General features: G+C 56.8%; 13 protein-coding genes and 2 pseudogenes. 7 read left to right on the forward strand and 8 right to left on the reverse strand.

What is annotated here, in order from left to right; genetic code table 11:
- Positions 1 to 203: 203 nt before the first annotated feature.
- The 4 genes and pseudogenes from trpS to mutS form a co-directional block, all read right to left on the reverse strand.
- On the reverse strand, positions 204 to 1,241 hold the full coding sequence (trpS, locus tag JCM17844_RS04900) for a tryptophan--tRNA ligase (protein ID WP_149999934.1): 1,038 nt from the start codon (positions 1,239 to 1,241) through the stop codon (positions 204 to 206).
- 111 nt (positions 1,242 to 1,352) lie between these two features.
- The gene (murJ, locus tag JCM17844_RS04905) at positions 1,353 to 2,900 is read right to left on the reverse strand and encodes a murein biosynthesis integral membrane protein MurJ (RefSeq protein ID WP_149999935.1); all 1,548 of its coding nucleotides are present in this window, start codon (positions 2,898 to 2,900) and stop codon (positions 1,353 to 1,355) included.
- A gap of 39 nt (positions 2,901 to 2,939) precedes the next feature.
- Positions 2,940 to 5,722: pseudogene (locus JCM17844_RS17155) on the reverse strand ([protein-PII] uridylyltransferase).
- 58 nt (positions 5,723 to 5,780) lie between these two features.
- A complete protein-coding gene (gene mutS, locus JCM17844_RS04915) occupies positions 5,781 to 8,519 on the reverse strand; it encodes a DNA mismatch repair protein MutS (protein WP_149999936.1) in 2,739 nt (912 codons plus the stop codon).
- 174 nt (positions 8,520 to 8,693) lie between these two features.
- Here mutS and JCM17844_RS17160 point away from each other — a divergent pair.
- Positions 8,694 to 10,960, forward strand: a pseudogene (locus tag JCM17844_RS17160) (NADP-dependent malic enzyme).
- A gap of 29 nt (positions 10,961 to 10,989) precedes the next feature.
- On the opposite strand, the gene JCM17844_RS04925 reads toward JCM17844_RS17160, so the two are convergent.
- Complete coding sequence (locus JCM17844_RS04925; protein ID WP_149999937.1) at positions 10,990 to 11,886, reverse strand: GNAT family N-acetyltransferase; 897 nt, start codon at positions 11,884 to 11,886, stop codon at positions 10,990 to 10,992.
- A gap of 145 nt (positions 11,887 to 12,031) precedes the next feature.
- Positions 12,032 to 13,522, reverse strand: a complete 1,491-nt coding sequence (locus tag JCM17844_RS04930; RefSeq protein ID WP_210431398.1) for an AmpG family muropeptide MFS transporter — start codon at positions 13,520 to 13,522, stop codon at positions 12,032 to 12,034.
- 185 nt (positions 13,523 to 13,707) lie between these two features.
- On the opposite strand from JCM17844_RS04930, the gene JCM17844_RS04935 reads away from it, so the two are divergent.
- On the forward strand, positions 13,708 to 14,127 hold the full coding sequence (locus JCM17844_RS04935) for an MAPEG family protein (RefSeq protein WP_210431399.1): 420 nt from the start codon (positions 13,708 to 13,710) through the stop codon (positions 14,125 to 14,127).
- On the opposite strand, the gene JCM17844_RS04940 is transcribed toward JCM17844_RS04935, so the two are convergent.
- The gene (locus JCM17844_RS04940) at positions 14,124 to 15,650 is read right to left on the reverse strand and encodes a YifB family Mg chelatase-like AAA ATPase (protein ID WP_149999939.1); all 1,527 of its coding nucleotides are present in this window, start codon (positions 15,648 to 15,650) and stop codon (positions 14,124 to 14,126) included. The genes JCM17844_RS04935 and JCM17844_RS04940 overlap by 4 nt on opposite strands.
- A 138-nt stretch (positions 15,651 to 15,788) precedes the next feature.
- Here JCM17844_RS04940 and JCM17844_RS04945 point away from each other — a divergent pair, with 138 nt between their 5' ends.
- Positions 15,789 to 16,163, forward strand: a complete 375-nt coding sequence (locus JCM17844_RS04945; protein WP_149999940.1) for a histidine triad nucleotide-binding protein — start codon at positions 15,789 to 15,791, stop codon at positions 16,161 to 16,163.
- Positions 16,160 to 16,552, forward strand: coding sequence for an MAPEG family protein (locus JCM17844_RS04950; RefSeq protein WP_149999941.1), 393 nt, complete (start codon positions 16,160 to 16,162; stop codon positions 16,550 to 16,552). Before JCM17844_RS04945 ends, JCM17844_RS04950 begins: the two co-directional genes overlap by 4 nt.
- A gap of 8 nt (positions 16,553 to 16,560) precedes the next feature.
- Here the strand turns inward: JCM17844_RS04950 and JCM17844_RS04955 are convergent, their stop codons facing one another.
- Positions 16,561 to 17,580: an adenosine kinase gene (locus tag JCM17844_RS04955; protein WP_210431400.1), complete on the reverse strand. Its 1,020-nt coding sequence runs from the start codon at positions 17,578 to 17,580 to the stop codon at positions 16,561 to 16,563.
- A gap of 161 nt (positions 17,581 to 17,741) precedes the next feature.
- Between JCM17844_RS04955 and JCM17844_RS04960 the strand changes: the two genes are divergently transcribed.
- From JCM17844_RS04960 to JCM17844_RS04965, 3 genes are read left to right on the forward strand one after another with little or no spacing between them, the layout of a single operon-like run.
- On the forward strand, positions 17,742 to 18,299 hold the full coding sequence (locus tag JCM17844_RS04960; protein WP_149999942.1) for an EI24 domain-containing protein: 558 nt from the start codon (positions 17,742 to 17,744) through the stop codon (positions 18,297 to 18,299).
- Positions 18,299 to 18,427 carry a hypothetical protein gene (locus tag JCM17844_RS16425; protein ID WP_268885072.1) on the forward strand — a complete coding sequence of 43 codons (129 nt, stop codon included), beginning with the start codon at positions 18,299 to 18,301 and terminating at the stop codon, positions 18,425 to 18,427. The genes JCM17844_RS04960 and JCM17844_RS16425 overlap by 1 nt, the downstream gene beginning before the upstream one ends.
- Positions 18,424 to 18,903, forward strand: a complete 480-nt coding sequence (locus JCM17844_RS04965; protein ID WP_149999943.1) for a hypothetical protein — start codon at positions 18,424 to 18,426, stop codon at positions 18,901 to 18,903. Before JCM17844_RS16425 ends, JCM17844_RS04965 begins: the two co-directional genes overlap by 4 nt.
- Positions 18,904 to 18,907: the final 4 nt, after the last annotated feature.

Below are 18,907 nucleotides of genomic sequence, written 5' to 3' on the forward strand. Positions count from 1 at the left end.
CCTTCTTATAATCCTGTTTGCGCGACCAAGATGCATCCAAACCCTGCGCAGATAACAATCATTTTAATCTGCACAGGCTAACATACAAGGCTGAACCGACGATGAATTCCGGCAAGGCCATCCTTGAAACGCTCTGTTCATAAGCCTCTATGGAACATATGGCTGCAATTTTGCGCAGCGCAAGCCAACGGCCTCATCAAATTTTAGCGCGCCCGACGCCCTAAAAAGCCAACGGTTTCCCGAACCTCTTCCATCACCGGCAAAGCCAAAGCCGCCGCCCGATCCGCCCCCTCACTCAAAATAGCATCGATCTCGGCGGGATCGTTCATCAAACGGCTCATTTCCTGCGTGATCGGCGACAGCTTTGCCACAGCCAGATCCACCAATGCCTTTTTAAACGGCGCAAAGTCTGTCCCGCCGAACTCCGCCAGCGTTTTCTCAAGGCTTTGGTCGGACAAAGCCGCATAAATGCCCAGCAGATTATTGGCTTCTGGCCGCTCCGCCAAATCCGCAACACTGTCGGGTAATGGATGAGGATCGGTTTTGGCCTTGCGAATTTTACGGGCAATGCTATCGGCATCATCGGTAAGATTAAGCCGCGACGCATCCGACGGATCGGATTTGCTCATTTTCTTGGAGCCGTCCCGCAGACTCATGATCCGCGCCCCTTCTTTCTGGATCACCGGCTCCACCAGCGGGAACACCTCACGGCCATAATCATTGTTGAATTTCATGGCAATGTCGCGGGTCAGCTCCAGATGCTGTTTTTGATCTTCGCCCACCGGCACATGGCTGGCTTTATAGGCCAGAATATCCGCCGCCATCAGATTGGGATAAACAAACAGCCCGGCGCTGGCTTTTTCGCGGTTTTTGCCCGCCTTGTCCTTGAATTGTGTCATACGGTTCAGCCAGCCGATGCGAGCCACGCAATTAAACACCCAAGCCAATTCGCCATGGGCGGCCACCTGGCTTTGATTGAACAAGACCGAACGCTTGGGATCGACCCCCGACGCAATATAGGCCGCCGCCGCCTCGCGGGTTTGCCGGATCAGCTCTTGCGGATCTTGCCAAACGGTGATGGCGTGCAAATCCACCACGCAATAAATACATTCATAATCGTCTTGCAGCTTGGCCCAATTACGAAACGCCCCCAGATAATTTCCCAAATGCATGGAGCCGGATGGCTGGGCACCAGAAAAAATGCGGTTTTTGGGCAAGGATACCGGACGATCTTCGGTCATAGGGGCGCTCACTGCAAAAGGATGTGAAAGCAAAACACAGGCTCAAACGAGACACTGGCTCAAAAGTGCCGAACCTTATGGCAATGGCCGCCCCCAAGGTCAACTGCCCGGCTATCGCCAATTTTTTATTTCGGACAGGCGAAAGGCTCCCGATATCAGGCTCGCCACACCATAAACACCAAGGCCGCTGACCACCAAGAGCGCCGCCTGCCCCACCTGCATCGCCTTGGACGCCCCGCGCCCGGCCCCAAAAAAATGATCCAGACCAAACAACACTGCCGCCATCAGGCCACAGCTCGCAATTACCCGAAGCAAGCGGCTTTTAAGGCGGGCATCAAGGGCAAACTGGCTACGGCGATGCAAATTGACATAAAGCAGCGCCGCATTCAGCCAAGCGGCAATGCTGGTGGCCAAAGCCAGCCCCACATGGCGCAACGGCCCCATCAGCAAAAGATTGAGCACCAGATTGGTGACAAGCGCCAATAGGGCAATTTTCACCGGCGTTTTCATATCTTCACGGGCATAAAAGCCCGGCACCAGAACCTTGATCAGCACAAAAGCTGGCAAGCCAGCGGCAAAGGCGGCCAAAGCCCATGCGGTGGCCTGACTATCATCTGCAGTAAACGCCCCATGCTGGAACAGCGCCGAAATCAAAGGCTGGGGAACAGTTGCCAAGGCAAAGGCCGCGGGCAGGGTGAGAATCAAGGCAAATTCAATGGCCCGATTATGATGATGGATGGCCTCCACAGCCGAGCCCCCCGCCAAAGTGCGTGAAAGATGAGGCAACAGCACCGTGCCTACGGCAATGCCGATCACTCCCAAGGGCAATTGATTGAGCCGGTCCGCATAAAACAAGAACGACAAAGACCCTTCGGGCAACATCGATGCCAAAATCACATCAATCATCAGATTGATCTGTGTCATGCCCGCCCCCAATGCCACCGGCAACATCACGGTGAGCAGTCTCTTGACCGCTGGGGTCAGTTTTGGGCGCGGCAAAGAGAGGGAAAATCCCATCCGGTGGGCGCCATAAAGCAGCAACAGCAATTGCACGACACCGGCAAGGCTGACCGCAATGGCCAACGCTTTGGCGGTCATGATGGCCGTGTCATGGAACAAAAGCAGCGAGGAAATCAGCACCAGATTAAGCAAGATAGGTGCCGCCGCCGCTTCAGAAAACCGCCCCAAGCCATTCAGAATACCGGAAAAAAGCGATACCAGGGAAATCAGAAGCAAATAGGGAAACGTAAGCCGTGTCAGATCTACCGCCAGCGCAAATTTCTCTGGCTGATCGGCAAATCCTGGGGCCAGAACAAGCATTGCCCATGGCATAACCGCTTGCATCAATCCCGTGAAAACCAACAGGATTGGCAGCAAAACAGCCAGGGCCTCCTGGGCAAAAATCCGGGCATTATGGCGGCTGGTCGGGGTAGGGTCGCGCCCCAGAATTCTGGAAAACAAGGGCACAAAGGCTGAAGAAAACGCCCCTTCCGCAAACAGACGGCGGAAGAAATTGGGCAATTTGAACGCCACGAAAAAGCAATCTGCCGCCAGCCCTGCACCCAGAAACTGCGCCATCAAAACATCGCGCATAAAGCCCAGAATACGGCTCATCAGCGTAAAAGAGCCTACGGTGGAGAATGCCCGCATCATACTCATAAGGCAGAAAACCCGGCCACAGCCTGCCAAAACGCCATCTTAGCCCCCATGGGCTTTGGCACCCATCCGGCGGCGATGTTCGTGACTGAAAGGCAGATCGCCCAAAGACGCCGCCAGCAATTTCTTTTCAATATTGGCAATGCGTTGCGCCCCGGTAATTTTCTGCCCTTCCAGATCCTGCACATAAAACACATCCACTGCCCGCTCGCCATAGGTTGCCACATGCGCAGAAAAAATCGACAAACGCATCCGCGAAAGAGCGCGGGTCAGATCGTAAAGCAGGCCGATACGATCGCGGGCATTCACCTCGATCACCGTGGCCCGGTTGGACGCCCGGTTATCGATCAGGATCAGCGGCTCCACCGTGAACACCGCCATGCGCTTTTTAAGGGCATTGGTTTTGCGCTTCAGATTTTCATCTGCGGGCAATTTGTTCACCACAGCACGGCGCACCGAGCGTTCCATCTGCGCCAGCTTGTGCGGATCGGAAAACGCCGAGCCATCCATGGTCTGGATACGAAAATTATCCAGAGCCTTCCCATCATTCGTGGTGTGGATCTTGGCATCCACCACCGATGCTCCAGCCACGGCAAATGCCCCTGAAAGCCTTGCAAACAGGCCGGGCCGGTCACGGGTAAACACCCCCACTTCGGTCATATCCTGAAAGGCATTCACCGACAGCATCACCCCCACTTCCTCGCCTGCACTTTCGGTTTCGCGAATAAGGCGGGCATTATGTTCGTGGGTGTTGCTGTCTTCGGCAATCCAATAGCTGTCATGCAGGCGGCTCATATGGATATCGCGGCTGCGTTTGGGCCAATCGCCCAGCCGTGACGCCAATTCCGCTTTTTTGCTGTCTACCCGTTCCTTGCGACCGGTTGTGGCATGACCGGCGATCAACACCTCTTCCGCCTGATCATAAAGATCACGCAAAAGCTGGCCTTTCCAGCCATTCCACACGCCGGGACCAACGGCCCGGATATCCACCACCGTCAAGATGATCAGCAATCTTAGCCGCTCCGGGCTTTTCACCGCCTTGCAAAAATCAAGGATGGTCTTGCGATCCGCCAAATCGCGTTTGAAGGCTGTGTGGCTCATCAGCAAATGCCACCGCACCAGCCACGCAACCAGATCCGTTTCCGCCGCCGTCAAACCCAAGCGCGGACACAAAGTACGGGCGATACGCTCTCCGGTTTTGGAATGATCCCCCTGCCTGCCCTTGGCGATATCATGCAAAAGCACCGCCACATAAAGCACCCGGCGCGACACCAGTTTATGGATCAATGTCGTGGACATGGGGTGTTCGTCGGCCAGTTCACCCCGTTCGATCTTTGCCAGCAAACCGATGGCATGGATGGTATGCTCGTCCACCGTATAATGGTGATACATATCATATTGCATTTGCGCCACCACCCGCCCGAAATCCGGCACGAAACGGCCAAACACACCGGCTTCATTCATGCGGCGCAAATTCAGTTCGGGATGGTCCTTCGAGGTCAGCACCTCCATAAAGGCCTTATTGGCTGCCGGATCTTCCCGCACCGTTTTATCGATCAATGCCAAATGGCGCCCGATATGACGTAACGCATTGGGATGGATATCAAAGCCCGATTGATGCGCCACCGCGAAAATTTCGATCATCTTGCGCGGATCTTTTACAAACAGCGCATCCCCCGACACATTGAGCCGATTACCATCCACCGAAAGCCGCGGATACGGCGCTTGGGGCGTAAGGCTTTCAAGGAAAACATCGATGTTTTCTCTTGCCGGTCTTCCAGCACCGCGCAAACCACACGGGTTAGATCCCCCACCTGCTTGGCCACCAGAAAATAATGCTTCATGAAGCGTTCAACGCCAGACAGGCCGGGGCGATCGCGGTAATTGAGCCGCCGCGCCAATTCCGGCTGGACATCGAAGGTCAACCGCTCTTGCGCACGCCCCACCAGAAAGTGCAGTGACACCCGCACCGTCCATAAAAATGATTCCGCCTTGCGGAACGACTGCAGCTCTTCAGGCGCCAAAATGCCTTCCAACACCAGATCGCGGGGCCGGTGCACATCATAAAGAAATTTGGTCATCCAGAACAAAGTATGCAAATCCCGCAGGCCGCCCTTGCCATCCTTCAGATTGGGCTCCACCACATAGCGGCTATCCCCCATGCGGCTATGGCGGGCGTCCCGTTCTGCCAGTTTTTGCTCCACAAACAGCCGCCCCTGCCCTTGAAGCACCTCTTTTCGGTAGCGGCTGTCCAGCTCGTCAAACAGCGCACGATCCCCCACCAGCATCCGCCGTTCCAACAGTGCCGTTTTCACCGAAAGATCTTTTTGCGCCATCCGCACGCAATCACCGGGCGAGCGCACCGCCTGCCCCACTTTCAGCCCCATATCCCACAGGGTATACAGCATGAACTCCACCACCTGTTCATGCCAGACCGTTGATTTATAAGGATAAAGAAACAACAGATCGAGGTCTGAGAACGGGGCCAGCTCGCTGCGGCCATAGCCGCCCGTCGCCACCACCGCCAAACGCTCGCTATCGGTGGGATTGTGACACGGATAAAGATGATGCACCGCCACATCATACAAGCCTTCCACCAGCTTATCCGCCAGATAGCTGAAAGACGCGGCCAAGGTGCGGCCATTGGTGCCATCTTGCTCATGGCGTTGCTTTAATTCTGCAAAGCCGTCCTTCCACGCCGTTTTGGCAACATCCAGAATCCGGGCGCGCCGGTCACGGGATTCAGGCTGGGTTGCCGCTTTGGCCAGCGCCTCCACAAAGGCTCCATAATCAATGATCTGACGCTTCTTCAAGATCTTGACCATGGCCGTCCTTCCTGTTGAATGCCCAAAATCCGGGGCCGGTATATCCCTTTATCTGCGCCTATTGTCCCCCATCCGACAAAGTCTTCAAGTGATAGATCAGATCATGGGCCTGTTTGGGGCTCAGATCATCGGGATTGATGTCTAAAAGCGCCTCTCTTACGGGATCGGTCGGAACCGCAGATCCGGCCTCGTCAGATAGTCTGTCGGCCATTTGGAACAAGGGCAGATCGCCCAGAACACCGCGCACCGGAGCACCATGGCCCTGCGCTTCCAATTCCGCCAGAACCTGCCGCGCCCGCGCCACCACAGAGGCAGGCAGGCCCGCCAGCTTTGCCACCTGAATACCGTAAGACCGGTCTGCCGCGCCATGGGCCACTTCATGCAAGAACACCACATCTCCCTGCCATTCCTTCACCCGCATAGAGCGTAAGGCCATTTTCGGAAGCCGTTCCTTGAGCGTTGAAAGTTCGTGATAATGGGTTGCAAACAAAGCACGGGCGCGGTTTTTTTCATAAAGATGCTCCACCGCAGCCCAGGCAATGGACAAACCATCAAATGTCGCGGTGCCACGGCCAATCTCGTCCAAGATCACCAAGGACCGTTCGGTGGCCTGATTCAGAATTGCTGCGGTTTCCACCATTTCCACCATGAAGGTAGAGCGCCCCTGCGCCAGATCGTCAGATGCACCGACCCGGCTGAACAGGCGGTCCACAATGCCGATACGCGCCGCTTGGGCCGGCACATAGCTGCCACTTTGGGCCAAGATGGCAATCAACGCATTCTGGCGCAAAAATGTGGATTTCCCCGCCATATTGGGACCGGTAATCAACCATAGCCGGGTTTCGGGGCCAAGATCGCAATCATTGGCCACGAAGGGGCCCTCATCGGCCTTGCGCAGCGCCGCTTCCACCACCGGATGCCGCCCGCCCACAATATCGAATGCACAATCGGTAGTGATCTCGGGCCGTGTCCAGCGTTCGGTAACGGCCACCTCTGCCAAGGCGGCCGATACATCAAAAACCGCCAAGGCCTGGGCCGTTTGCGACAAAGCCGCCCACGCATCCGATATATGTGCCAATAAGCGATCGAACAAATCCTGTTCCATCGCCAGCGCCCGATCCCCCGCCTGCGTGATCTTGCTTGCAAGCTCCGCCAGTTCCGGGGTGGAAAAACGCACCGAATTGGCAAGGGTCTGGCGATGGATGAAACGCTCGGCCAAGGGCGGCTTCATCAACGCATCGGCCGCTTTCGCCGATAGATCGATATGATAGCCCAGAACATTATTATGCTTGATTTTCAGGCCCGCAATACCAGTTTCCTGCCGATAGCGCGTCTCCAAAGCGGCAATCAACCGGCGGCTTTCATCACGCAAGGTGCGACATTCATCCAAAGCCGCATCATAACCCTTGGCGATAAAGCCCCCATCGCGCAACAAAGCGGGCGGTTCGGCCACCAAAGCCCGCGACAATTCCTCGATCAGCGCTTGATGTCCGCCCAATGCGGCATGATCTGGGGCCAGCGCATCGGGAAGGCCGGAAAAGCCGTTTTTTTGGGCCAAAAGATCGCGCACATCAGCCGCCACATTCAACGCATCCCGCACCATGGCCAGATCACGGGGCGTTCCCCGCCCGATGGTCAAACGCGACAAGGCCCGTTCCAGATCCGGAGCGTGGCGCAAGGCTTGGCGCAAATCAGCCCGCACCGCACCATCTTCAACAAAATAATCAATCGCCGACAAACGCGCATTGATCGCCGCTTCATCCGTCAAAGGGGCGCTCAAGCGCGCCGCCAATGCCCGGGCACCGGGGCCTGTGACCGTGCGATCAATGGTGGCGATCAAACTGCCCTTTGCCTCACCCGCCATGGTCCGGGTCAATTCCAGACTGCGTCTGGTGGCCCCGTCGATCAGCATGCTTGCTCCGCGCGGCAGTTGCGAAGGGGCCATCAAGCGCGGCAAACGGCCTTTTTGCGTATCTTCCAGATAACCGATCAGGGCATCATAGGCGGCCAGTTCGGCGCGGCTGAAATCCCCGAAAGCATCCAACACCGCCACATCAAACAAGCTACATAAACGCCGTTCGCCGCGCGCACTATCGGATTGGGTCTTTTCCAGCGGTGTCACCACATCGGAAAAAGCGGCCAAGGCCACATCCAGCACCGGATCGTCCATCAAGCCGGATGCCACCAGCAATTCCCCCGGGGCAATCTGCGCCAGATCCGCCGACACAAGATCCTCTGTGGTGAGCATCGAGGTCAGCGCCCCTGTGGACATATCGGCCCATGCCAAGGCCAAAGTGCCACCCGCTTTGACCAGCACCGTCAGATAATTATGGCGGCGGGCATCCAGCAAAGTGTCTTCCGTCAGGGTGCCCGGTGTCACCAGCCGGACCACTTCGCGCTTCACCACCGATTTTGCCCCGCGCTTTTTCGCCTCCGCCGGGTCTTCGGTCTGTTCACACACCGCCACCCGAAAACCGGCGCGGATCAATCGGGCCAGATAGCTTTCCGCCGCATGGACCGGCACTCCGGCCATGGGGATATCATCCCCTTCATGCTTACCACGTTTGGTAAGGGTGATATCCAGCGCCCCGGCTGCTTGAACCGCATCATCGAAGAACAATTCATAGAAATCGCCCATGCGGTAAAACAACAGGCAATCGGGGTGACCTGCCTTGATAGACAAATACTGCGCCATCATCGGTGTGGGAGCCGCCGAAGCCTTGGATGCGGCTTTCGACGGTCCTGCGGCTTTGGCTTTGGGCTGGGCGGTTTTCACAGTGATGGCAGATTTTTTCATAAAAGAAGTGTCTCGGGGCCTTGCTATGCTGTTGGAAACACGGTCATCTAGGGCGCTGAATTGGATATTTGAAGGTTTTAGCATGCGTTGCGCCTCCATCGCCAGTTTACCGTCGCATATAGAGTTTTGTTCGCCGTCTTGATCTCAGCCCGAATTTGCTACCGGGAGCGCACCATGTCCGACAATGATTCGAAATTTTCCGATCGGGAAGCCCTGCGCTTTCATTCTCTCCCCAAGCCCGGAAAGATCGAGATCGCGGCCACCAAGCCCATGGCCACCCAGCGCGACTTGTCTTTGGCTTATTCACCCGGCGTAGCGGTGCCGGTGAAGGCCATTGCCGAAAACCCCGATTGTATTTTCGATTATACGGCGCGCGGCAATCTTGTGGCGGTGATTTCCAACGGAACGGCAATTCTCGGCTTGGGCAATCTGGGGGCTGCCGCCTCGAAACCGGTGATGGAAGGCAAGGCGGTGCTGTTCAAGCGCTTTGCCGATATCGATGCCATCGATATCGAGCTCAATTCCGAAGATGTGGATGCCATCGTCAATGCCGTGTCCTTGATGGAGCCGAGCTTTGGCGGCATCAATCTGGAAGATATTGGCGCACCGGCGTGCTTTATCATCGAACAACGCCTGCGTGAGCTTATGGATATTCCGGTCTTCCATGACGATCAGCACGGCACCGCCATCATCACCGCCGCAGGCTTTTTAAATGCTATTTATCTCACCGGCCGCGATATCAAAAAGGTGCGGGTGGTGATGAATGGCGCGGGGGCAGCGGCCATCGCCTGTGCGGAATTGCTGAAAGCCCTTGGCGTGCTCCATGAAAATCTCATCATGTGCGATAGCAAGGGTGTCATCCACACGGCCCGCGAAGACACGCTGAACCAGTGGAAATCCGCCCATGCCATCGACACGGAACACAGAACGCTGGCCGATGCCATCGCCGGTGCCGATGTGTTCATCGGCCTGTCGGTGAAAGGGGCCGTCAACCGCGAAATGGTGAAAAGTATGGCCGAAAAGCCGATCATTTTCGCCATGGCCAATCCCGACCCCGAAATTTCCCCCGAAGATGTGGCCGAAGTGCGCGACGATGCATCATGGCCACGGGCCGGTCCGATTATCCCAATCAGGTCAATAATGTCTTGGGCTTTCCTTATATTTTTCGCGGCGCTTTGGATGTGCGGGCGCGCACCATCAATGAAGAAATGAAAATCGCCGCCGCCCATGCCTTGGCCGAGCTGGCCCGGTCCGATGTACCCGATGAGGTGGCCGCCGCTTATTCCGGGCGCAAATATAAATTCGGCCCGCAATACATCATCCCGGCGCCCTTTGATCCGCGCCTGATGGAATTTGTGCCGCCCCGCGTGGCGCAAGCGGCCATGGACAGTGGCGTGGCCCGCAAACCCATCGAGGATATGGCCGCCTATCGCCGTCAGGTTTCAAATCGGCTCAACCCCACAGTGGGCCTTTTGGGCGAGATGTATGACATGCTCACCAGCCACGACAAGCGGGTGATTTTCGCAGAAGCCGAAGAGGACCGCATGTTGCGTGCCGCAGTGGGCTTCAAATCCGGCGGTTATGGCACCCCCATCCTGATCGGCTATGAAGATGTGGTGGCAAAAAAACTGCATGATCTGGGGGCCGATCCCGATGAATTTGAAATCCATTCCGCCCGCACCTCGACCAAGAACGAAGCCTATACCGACTGGCTGTATAAGCGCCTGCAACGCATCGGCTATTTAAAGCGCGATGCGCAAAGGCTGGTGAACCGCGACCGCAATGTGTTTTCCGCCTGCATGCTGGCCAATGGTGATGCCGACGCCATGGTGACGGGGCTGACACGCAATTATTATCAGGCCGTCGAAAATATCCAGCTTGTGATCGACCCCAAAGCGCATATGCAGCCCTTTGGCCTGACTATCGTGATGTCGCGCGAACGCACTGTCTTCATTGCCGATACGGTGATGAACGAACGGCCCACCGGGGAAGAGCTTGCCGATATTGCCCAAAATGCCGCCGCCGCCGTGCGCCATTTGGGGCATAAGCCGAGCGTTGCCCTGCTGTCTTTCTCGAACTTTGGCCAGCCAATGCGCGAAAAAGCCGATCATGTGCGCGAAGCCGTGGGTATATTGGAACAGCGCGATGTGGATTTTGAATTCGAAGGCGATATGGCCCCCGATACGGCGCTGAACCCCGACCTGTTGAAACTTTATCCCTTTGCGCGGCTGTCGGGCCCGGCCAATGTCTTGGTGATGCCCGCCCTTCATTCCGCCAATATTTCTACCAAATTGGTGGGGGCTTTGGGCGGCGCAAAGGTCATCGGGCCGATCCTGTGGGGCTTTGAACGATCCGTCCAGATCGTGCGCATGGGATCCCATACCAGCGATGTGCTCAATATGGCGGCCTTGGCAGCCGTTGGCTCGATCGACCGGACATAAACAGAAAAAGGAAAAGGGGCGCATGCGCCTTATTCCCCAATGGCGGCGACATCCGGATCGCCGTCACCATCATTCACCGCGCCCGGTGTGCCAAAGCGCACGGAATAACGCTTGGTCACCCGCTCTACCGGCAACAGAATAAACACATCGGTGGTGCCGAACTGATAATCCACCACCGCGCCATCGCCGATAAAACAACCCAACCGCAAATACCCTTTGATCAAGGGCGGCAAGGCACGGCGCGCCATGCGGATATCCATGCCATCACGGGATTGCATGTTCATATCCACGAAACGATCCGGCACCGCGCGCACCATGAAATCCGCCGGGCACAGATGCTCGTGATAAAGATAAGACAGCGGTAATTTCAGGCTTTCGGGATCGGTGCCGTGCAAAGAGGCACAGCCGAACATATAAGCGATATCATGCTCTGCCAGATAGCCCGCAATGCCCTTCCACAAGAGGGTGATGGTGGTATTTGTACGGTAATCGCGGTGCACGCAAGAGCGCCCAAGCTCCAAAAGCTGGCCTCCCTTGCCCATATGGGTCTGGAAGCGCTCGCCCATCAAGGGGCCAAGGTCATATTCCTGCGCTGAATAAAAGCCGTCATGCAGTTCCGCCACACGCTGGCGCAATAACCGGTAGGTGCCCACCACCTGTTCGCCGCGCGGCTTGGAATGGTCGATCACCAGCAAATGATCACAGAGCGGATCATAGGCATCCATATCGCGGCGCTGTCTTTGCATGTCCAATGTCGGTTGCGCCGACATTTCCTCATAGAAAATATGGTAGCGCAGCCTTTGTGCTTCCAGAATTTCCTCTTCACTGCGCGAGCACCGCACCTCCAAAGGGCCGGAGCGGGCATAATAATCGGCATTCGCCAATGTTTGAGCGGCGACGACGGTCTCTTTTCCGGAATAATCCATAACGCGCTTTTAAGCCCTTATAGAGACAGTTTCATTACGAAGTGCCATGAGGACGTGGACCCACATTCTGCGATTCCCCAACGTTCCCAGAACCGCGCTATTAGCCAGCAGTGTGGCCTTTTCAAGACAGTATCTCAACCCAAACCTATGTTGCGCCGCGAAGATTTGTCCGCTTAAGGCTTGATCCACGCGACAAAATCCACAGCAACAACAATCCCGGCACGCCCACTATTCCGGACAGGATGAAAAAATAAAACCAGCCAATGCCGTCAGCCACAAAGCCCGCAGGGGCCGCCAAAAAGGTCCGCGCCACCAGCGCCACCGCCGACAACAAAGCATATTGAGTGGCGGTATAAGCGTCGCTGACCAGTCTGGAAAGGAAAACAATGAAAAGGGCATTGCCCATGCCGGAGGCAAAATTCTCGAAACCGATCACCAAAGCCAGCCAGCCCCATTGCGCATCGATTATCCTGGCCGAAGATTCAGCAGCCAATGCAGGCCCCACGGTCTTCATCATCACCCAATGCTGGCCAGTGCTCAAAAGCTCGCTCATCCAGTAAAGCCATGAAAATCCGAAATTGGAGACGATTTGCAAGGCGGCGGCAATCCACAAAGCACGCACAAGGCCCAAGCCGCTCATCATCAGGCCACCAACGAACATGCCGATAAAAACGGCCCCCAACCCAAAGCCCTTATACACAAAGGCAATGGTGGTTTTTTCATAGCCCAGATCCCGCACAAACGGCCCCGACAAGGCCCCCGCAAAGGCATCCTGGAATTTAAACAACACCACAAAGGCCAGCACTGGCAGCAAGGTCCATGAATAACGCCGCACCAGATCAATGAACGGACCGGCCACCAGCACATAAAGCCGCGCCAAAGCCTGTTCCAACGGCCCGCTTAGATGCGCTTTTTTCTCTAAGAACCGGTCGATTTCCGCCTGACGTTCGGCCAGCGCCTCATCGGCCTTGCGCTCTGGCTCGCCATTCATCAAGACCGCCAACAAGCCAAGGAACAATGTCAGGCTGGCCACCAGATAGGCCGTCTCCCAGCCGGCCCAGTCGGCCATCCACAAAACCAGCACCCCTGCCGCCAGCCGCGCCCCCAGATACCAAGCGGTGGCATGGACAGCGGACCCACCGGCCAATTGCCGGTCGCTCAGATATTCGATGCGGTAGGCATCCACCACAATATCGAAATTGGCCGAGGCAAAAGCGACACCAACCGCCAACAAGATACTGACCATCAAAGCATCGCCGGGATCCACCAGTGACAAAGGCACCATCAATGCCAGCAAAACAACAAGGCTGGCCGCCATCCAGCCGCGCCTTTGCCCAAGGCGGCGGGTCAGCGGGCCAAGGGGGATCTGATCCACAAATGGTGCCCATAAAAACTTGATGGCATAGGCGGTGCCGATCAGGCTGGTAAGGCCAATGGTGCCGAAATCCACCCCGGCATCGGTCAGGCGAATGCGAAAGGTTTCCCCCACAAGGCCAAGGGGCAGGCCGCTGGCAAAACCGAAAAACAAAAAGGCCAGAACCCGGCGTTCCAGATACACCGACCCTGCGCCAAAGGCTTCTGCGATCCGGGCGGGCAGCACATAGCGTGCCTTCATTGGGGCCGTGTTTTGTGACATATGCGAGTCCGGTGCGATCATGAGCCTGCACAGTAGAAGGCCGCACCAAAGTTGAGAAGGTTAAAAATAACCTCCGCCCTACTGATCGTCTCTAGGCGGCATTCTGTGCTTGCCACTTCCAGCCCTTGCCGCATCACATCCGGCGCGTCATAGTGCTTGAAACATGGGCCATTGGGGGAATAATCATGAACAATCCAGCCGCCTTCACACTGCCTTTATCCGCAGAGCTCTATTGGCTTTTGCTCACATGCCTTTTCACGGCTTTCTTGTGGCTGCCTTATATTTTACAGCTCTTGATGGAACAAGGCACAGTCAAAGCCTTGATGGATGGCCAGCACGCCGCACCGGCAGCCGCCCCATGGGCGCAACGGGCCAAACGCGCTCATCTCAATGCAGTAGAAAATCTGGCAGTATTCGCGCCGCTGGTGCTTCTGGTAGCCCTGACAGGCAATAGCAGTGGTGTCACCATCTTTGCCGCACAGATCTATTTTTTCGCGCGGCTGGGGCATTATCTGGTTTATCTGATGGGCCTGCCGGTCGTCCGCACCATATTTTTCGCCATCGGATTTATCTGCCAACTGGTTTTGGCCATCGCTCTTCTCTAGGCAGCATTGAAGGCCGGGGCGATACGGCGAAAACTAAGGGCTTCGGCAATATGGGCGCGGCGAATATCCGCCGCGCCGTCCATATCCGCCAAGGTGCGCGCCACCCGCAAAATCCGGTGATATCCCCGCGCCGACAAGCGCATCTGGCCGATGGCTTTTTCCAAAAGCGCCCGACCCGCTTCATCGGGGCGGGCAATCCGGCCCAGAATATCGCCATCCGCTTGCGCATTGGTCAACAGATCCGGTTCTCCCATGGCTTGAAAGCGGTCCCGTTGAAGGGTGCGGGCCGCCGCCACACGCTTTGCCACATCCGCCGACCCTTCCGCAGGGGACGGTAATGTTAGATCCAGAGCCGATACGGCGGGCACATCGATGTGCAGATCAATGCGATCAAACAATGGACCGGAGATTTTCGCCTGATAATCGGCGGCACAGCGCGGCGCACGGGCACAGGCCAGCGCCGCATCGTCCAGATGCCCGCACCGGCAAGGATTCATCGCCGCCACAAGCTGGAACCGCGCCGGATAGGTCACATGGGCCATGGCCCGCGACACCACCGCCTTGCCGGTTTCAATGGGCTGGCGCAGACTTTCCAAAGTGGCGCGGGGAAATTCCGGCAACTCATCCAAAAACAGCACCCCCATATGCGCCAAACTGACCTCGCCGGGTTTGGCCCGTGCGCCGCCGCCCACCAAAGCAGGCATGGATGCCGAATGATGCGGGCTGCGGAAGGGGCGTCGGCGGCTGATGGCCCCACCATCCAGCATCCCGGCAACGGAGGCCACCATCGACACCTCCAGTGCTTCTCTGGCCGACAAGGGCGGCAAGATTGAAGGAAGCCTTGCCGCCAGCATGGATTTCCCCGATCCGGGTGGCCCCATCATCAACAAATTATGGCCGCCCGCTGCCGCGATTTCCAAGGCGCGTTTGGCCAGCTCCTGACCCTTGATATCGCGCAAATCGGGCAAGCTGCCGTCCATATCCGCCAAGGCCGCTTCTGGCCGCGATAAAATCTGGCTTCCTTTCAAATGATTAACCAAGCTCAGCAAATCAGGGGCCGCTAAAATATCCAGATCCCCTGCCCACGCCGCTTCGCCCCCTTGGGCCGCCGGACAGACCAACGCCAAATCAAGGCCGGATGCGGCAATGGCGGCGGGCAGCACGCCGGGCACGGCGCTTATCTTGCCATCCAAGGACAATTCCCCCAGCGCCAAAAGCCCCGCCATATCTTCGCGATCCAGCACCTCCATGGCCGCCATCAGGCCTAAAGCGATGGGCAAATCATAATGGCTGCCTTCCTTTGGCAAATCGGCGGGCGACAGATTGACGGTGATGCGCTTGGGCGGCAAGGCCAAGCCCACCGCCGCCAAGGCAGACCGCACCCGTTCGCGCGATTCGCCCACCGCTTTATCGGGCAGCCCCACAATTGTAAATCCGGCCATGCCATTGCTGACTTGCACCTGAACATCCACCGGCTTTGCCTCGATCCCGGCAAAGGCCACTGTATTGATATGTGCGACCACGCACCGCCCCCCTTTTGTCGTCTGGCTTTTGCGATACTCTGTAGGGATTGGCCTTCAAAGGTCAATCATCGCGGATTTTTTCTTGCTGCCATAGCCCATTGGGGGGATGGTTTACGCCAAGACTAGAAGGAGGGTTTCATGGCCTATGACGACACCAATATCTTTGCCCGCATCCTGCGCGGCGAGATCCCGGCAAACACCATCTATGAAGATGACTATGCCCTTGCCTTTCACGACATCAATCCGCAAGCGCCGGTGCATGTTCTGGTGATTCCAAAAGGGCCATATCAATCCATGGAGGATTTCACCCAAAGCGCACCCGCCGACCTGATTGCCGGATTTTTCCGGGCCGTGGGTCATGTGGCCCGGTCCCTTGATCTGGCAAAAGACGGCTACCGTATTCTGGCCAATCACGGACCCAACAGCCACCAGGAAGTGCCGCATTTGCACATTCATATTTTCGGTGGCCGCCCCCTTGGCCCGATGTTGGTGCAAGCAGGGACAAAGGCATGACCCTTGCCGCATGGTGCTTGCTGGCGGCCTTCCTTCTGATCTACGCACCGCGCGGGCCGCTGCTGAAAAGTACGCTGGCCCAAGAAGGGCGTTATGACATTTTAGAACCGCGCGCCCAGCAAGCGCGGCTAAAGGGTCAAGCGATGCGGGCTTATGGCGCGCATCTCAATATGATGGAAGCCTTTGGGCCCTTTGCCGCTGCCGTGATCATGGCACATATCCTTGAGGCCGACCCTCTCTGGCGCGATGGGCTGGCCGTAACGTTCATCGCGGCCCGTGTGCTTTACATCCCCGCCTATCTGCGCGATTGGGGCTATGGCCGCACGGCTGTGTGGGCCGTGGGGCTTTTGGCTGTGATCGGGCTGTTTTTACTGCCCGCCTTTCACTGATTATCCGTCTAAGACGCCATCACATCGGCCACCACCGCCTTGAGATCGGTTTCCGGACGCGCCCCATAATGGGAAATAATCTCCGATGCGCAATGCGATGCCACCCGGCCCATCTGATGGGCATCGCCGCCGCGGGCCCACGCATAAAGAAAACCGGCGGAATAAAGATCGCCCGCACCGGTGGCATCCACCACCTTGGCCACCGGAACCGGATCGATCACATGCACCTCCTGACCCTTCACCACCACCGAGCCTTTTTCCGAGCGGGTAAGGGCCGCCAGATCCACCTTGTTGCCCAGGGTTTGCAAGGCCTGATCGAAATCTTTTGTTTGATAAAGCGATTTGATCTCGTCCTCATTGGCGAACAAAATATCCACATGATTGTCCACCAGATCGAGAAATTCACTGCGATAACGATCAACACAAAAGGAATCCGACAAGCTCAGCGCCACCTTGGTTCCGGCTTCATGGGCAACGCGCATGGCTTTCAAAAAAGCCTTTTTGGCTTCGACCGGGTCCCATAAATAGCCCTCCAGATAGACCACTTCGGCGCTGGCGATATAAGCGGGATCGATATCCGCTTCCGTCAGGCCTTGTGTCGCTCCAAGATAGGTGTTCATGCTGCGCTGGCCATCGGGCGTGACCATGATCAGGCACCGCGCCGTGGGATCGCCGTCTTTCGCCATGGATGTTTTGAATTCGACCCCTGTGGCGCGGATATCATGGGCAAAGACCTGCCCCAATTGATCATCCTTCACCTTGCCGATAAAGCCCGATCGACCACCCAAAGCGGCAAATCCCGCCGTTGAATTGGCAACAGAACCGCCTGAAACCTCGATACCGGGGCCCATCGCACTATAAAGCAGGCCCGCGCGATCGGCATCTATCAGCGTCATTCCGCCCTTTTGAATGGCATGAGTCTCTAGAAAGCCATCATCGGCACGGGCCAACACATCCACAATGGCATTGCCAATCCCGATCATATCAAGCTGTTTGTCCGTCACCTGTTCGCTCCCAATGGGGGCCATAACATCGTCCGCGTGATCATGGCCTCAAGACTGAAATTTGACGGCGGAGTATAACCATCCGGCGCGTGAAGCCAAGCGGCTGACATTTTCGTGTAATCCGCTATGCTGGGCTATCGACAGCGTGAACAAAAAACGAGCATGAAAATGATGATGATAAGGCCATGGGCCTTGCCTTGAACCAATTGGGCGACCCGGCATTCCGGCGGGTGATTATACTGGGATTGGGGCTTTCCGCTTTGGTGTTCGCCGCCATATTGGCCGGCATGATTGCGTTGCTGCCATTGATCCCTGAAAGCGGCATTGGCTGGCTGGATAGCGCGATGGATTGGCTGGCCGGCCTTGGGCTGCCGATTTTGTTTTTATTGGTTTTGTGGCTGCTTTTCCCCGCCGTCATGACCACCATTACCAGCTTTTTCCTTGATGATGTGGTGGATGCGGTGGAAGCAAAGCATTATCCGCAGGCTGCCGGCTGGCGGCGGTCGCCGCTGATAGAGGCCATCTGGCTGGCGGTGCGTTTGTCTGTGCTGATCATTGTGGTGAATATGGTGGCCTTGCCTTTTTATCTGGCCTTGCTGTTCACCGGATTTGGCACGCTGATCTTATATTTGGCGCTGAACAGCTATCTTCTGGGCCGCGAATATTTTGAAATGGTGGCGGTGCGCCATGCCAGCTTGCGCGATGCGGGCCGCCTGCGCAAATCACGGCGCGACCGGGCCTGATGGGGGGGCTTGGAATTGCGCTGTTGTTCATGATCCCGCTGGTCAATCTGATCGCACCGGTCCTGGGCATAGCCATGATGGTGCATCTGTTCCATGCCTCCCGCGCACAACAGGAGCCGGCTTTATGAAACGGTCTCTTGCTTTTTTGCGCCACAAGCACCCCGCCGCCCTGCGGCTTTGCCTTTTGGCCGGTTTGTCGGCGGCCTTGTCGGCCTGCGCTGCCCTTGGGCTGGAAAAAGACACTCCACCTCTTGCGAAAACCGAAACCGACGCGCCGCCAAAGATCGTGGCGGCTTTACCGCCCGCAAATGCACCGGAAATGGCCGCCCCCCCCAGCCTTCCCGATGCGGGCCGCCTTTTGGGGCTGAGTGCCCTTGAAATTCAGGAATTGATGGGCGAGCCTACCCTTGTGCGCCGCGAAGACCGCACACAAATAATGCAATATCTCGATGAAGACGCGGATTGTGTTCTGGATGTGTTTTTATATGAACCGCAGCCCGGCACGCATTTCCGCACCCAATATATCGAAGCGCGCAACCGTGCGGGCGAGACATTGAACCCGCAAGGCTGCATGGCCCAATTGATCCCGCAGGCACAGTGGTAACGAA

The organism is Iodidimonas gelatinilytica (assembly GCF_008579125.1).
Classification (GTDB): Bacteria; Pseudomonadota; Alphaproteobacteria; order Sphingomonadales; family Rhodothalassiaceae; genus Iodidimonas; species Iodidimonas muriae.

Excerpts from the sequence above, each read along its gene's own strand:
- trpS (WP_149999934.1), bottom strand. The coding sequence starts at position 1,241 with ATGACCGAAGATCGTCCGGTATCCTTGCCCAAAAACCGCATTTTTTCT.
- murJ (WP_149999935.1), bottom strand. The coding sequence starts at position 2,900 with ATGAGTATGATGCGGGCATTCTCCACCGTAGGCTCTTTTACGCTGATG.
- mutS (WP_149999936.1), bottom strand. The coding sequence starts at position 8,519 with ATGAAAAAATCTGCCATCACTGTGAAAACCGCCCAGCCCAAAGCCAAA.
- JCM17844_RS04925 (WP_149999937.1), bottom strand. The coding sequence starts at position 11,886 with ATGGATTATTCCGGAAAAGAGACCGTCGTCGCCGCTCAAACATTGGCG.
- JCM17844_RS04930 (WP_210431398.1), bottom strand. The coding sequence starts at position 13,522 with ATGTCACAAAACACGGCCCCAATGAAGGCACGCTATGTGCTGCCCGCC.
- JCM17844_RS04935 (WP_210431399.1), top strand. The coding sequence starts at position 13,708 with ATGAACAATCCAGCCGCCTTCACACTGCCTTTATCCGCAGAGCTCTAT.
- JCM17844_RS04945 (WP_149999940.1), top strand. The coding sequence starts at position 15,789 with ATGGCCTATGACGACACCAATATCTTTGCCCGCATCCTGCGCGGCGAG.
- JCM17844_RS04950 (WP_149999941.1), top strand. The coding sequence starts at position 16,160 with ATGACCCTTGCCGCATGGTGCTTGCTGGCGGCCTTCCTTCTGATCTAC.
- JCM17844_RS04955 (WP_210431400.1), bottom strand. The coding sequence starts at position 17,580 with ATGGCCCCCATTGGGAGCGAACAGGTGACGGACAAACAGCTTGATATG.
- JCM17844_RS04960 (WP_149999942.1), top strand. The coding sequence starts at position 17,742 with ATGGGCCTTGCCTTGAACCAATTGGGCGACCCGGCATTCCGGCGGGTG.
- JCM17844_RS16425 (WP_268885072.1), top strand. The coding sequence starts at position 18,299 with ATGGGGGGGCTTGGAATTGCGCTGTTGTTCATGATCCCGCTGGTCAAT.
- JCM17844_RS04965 (WP_149999943.1), top strand. The coding sequence starts at position 18,424 with ATGAAACGGTCTCTTGCTTTTTTGCGCCACAAGCACCCCGCCGCCCTG.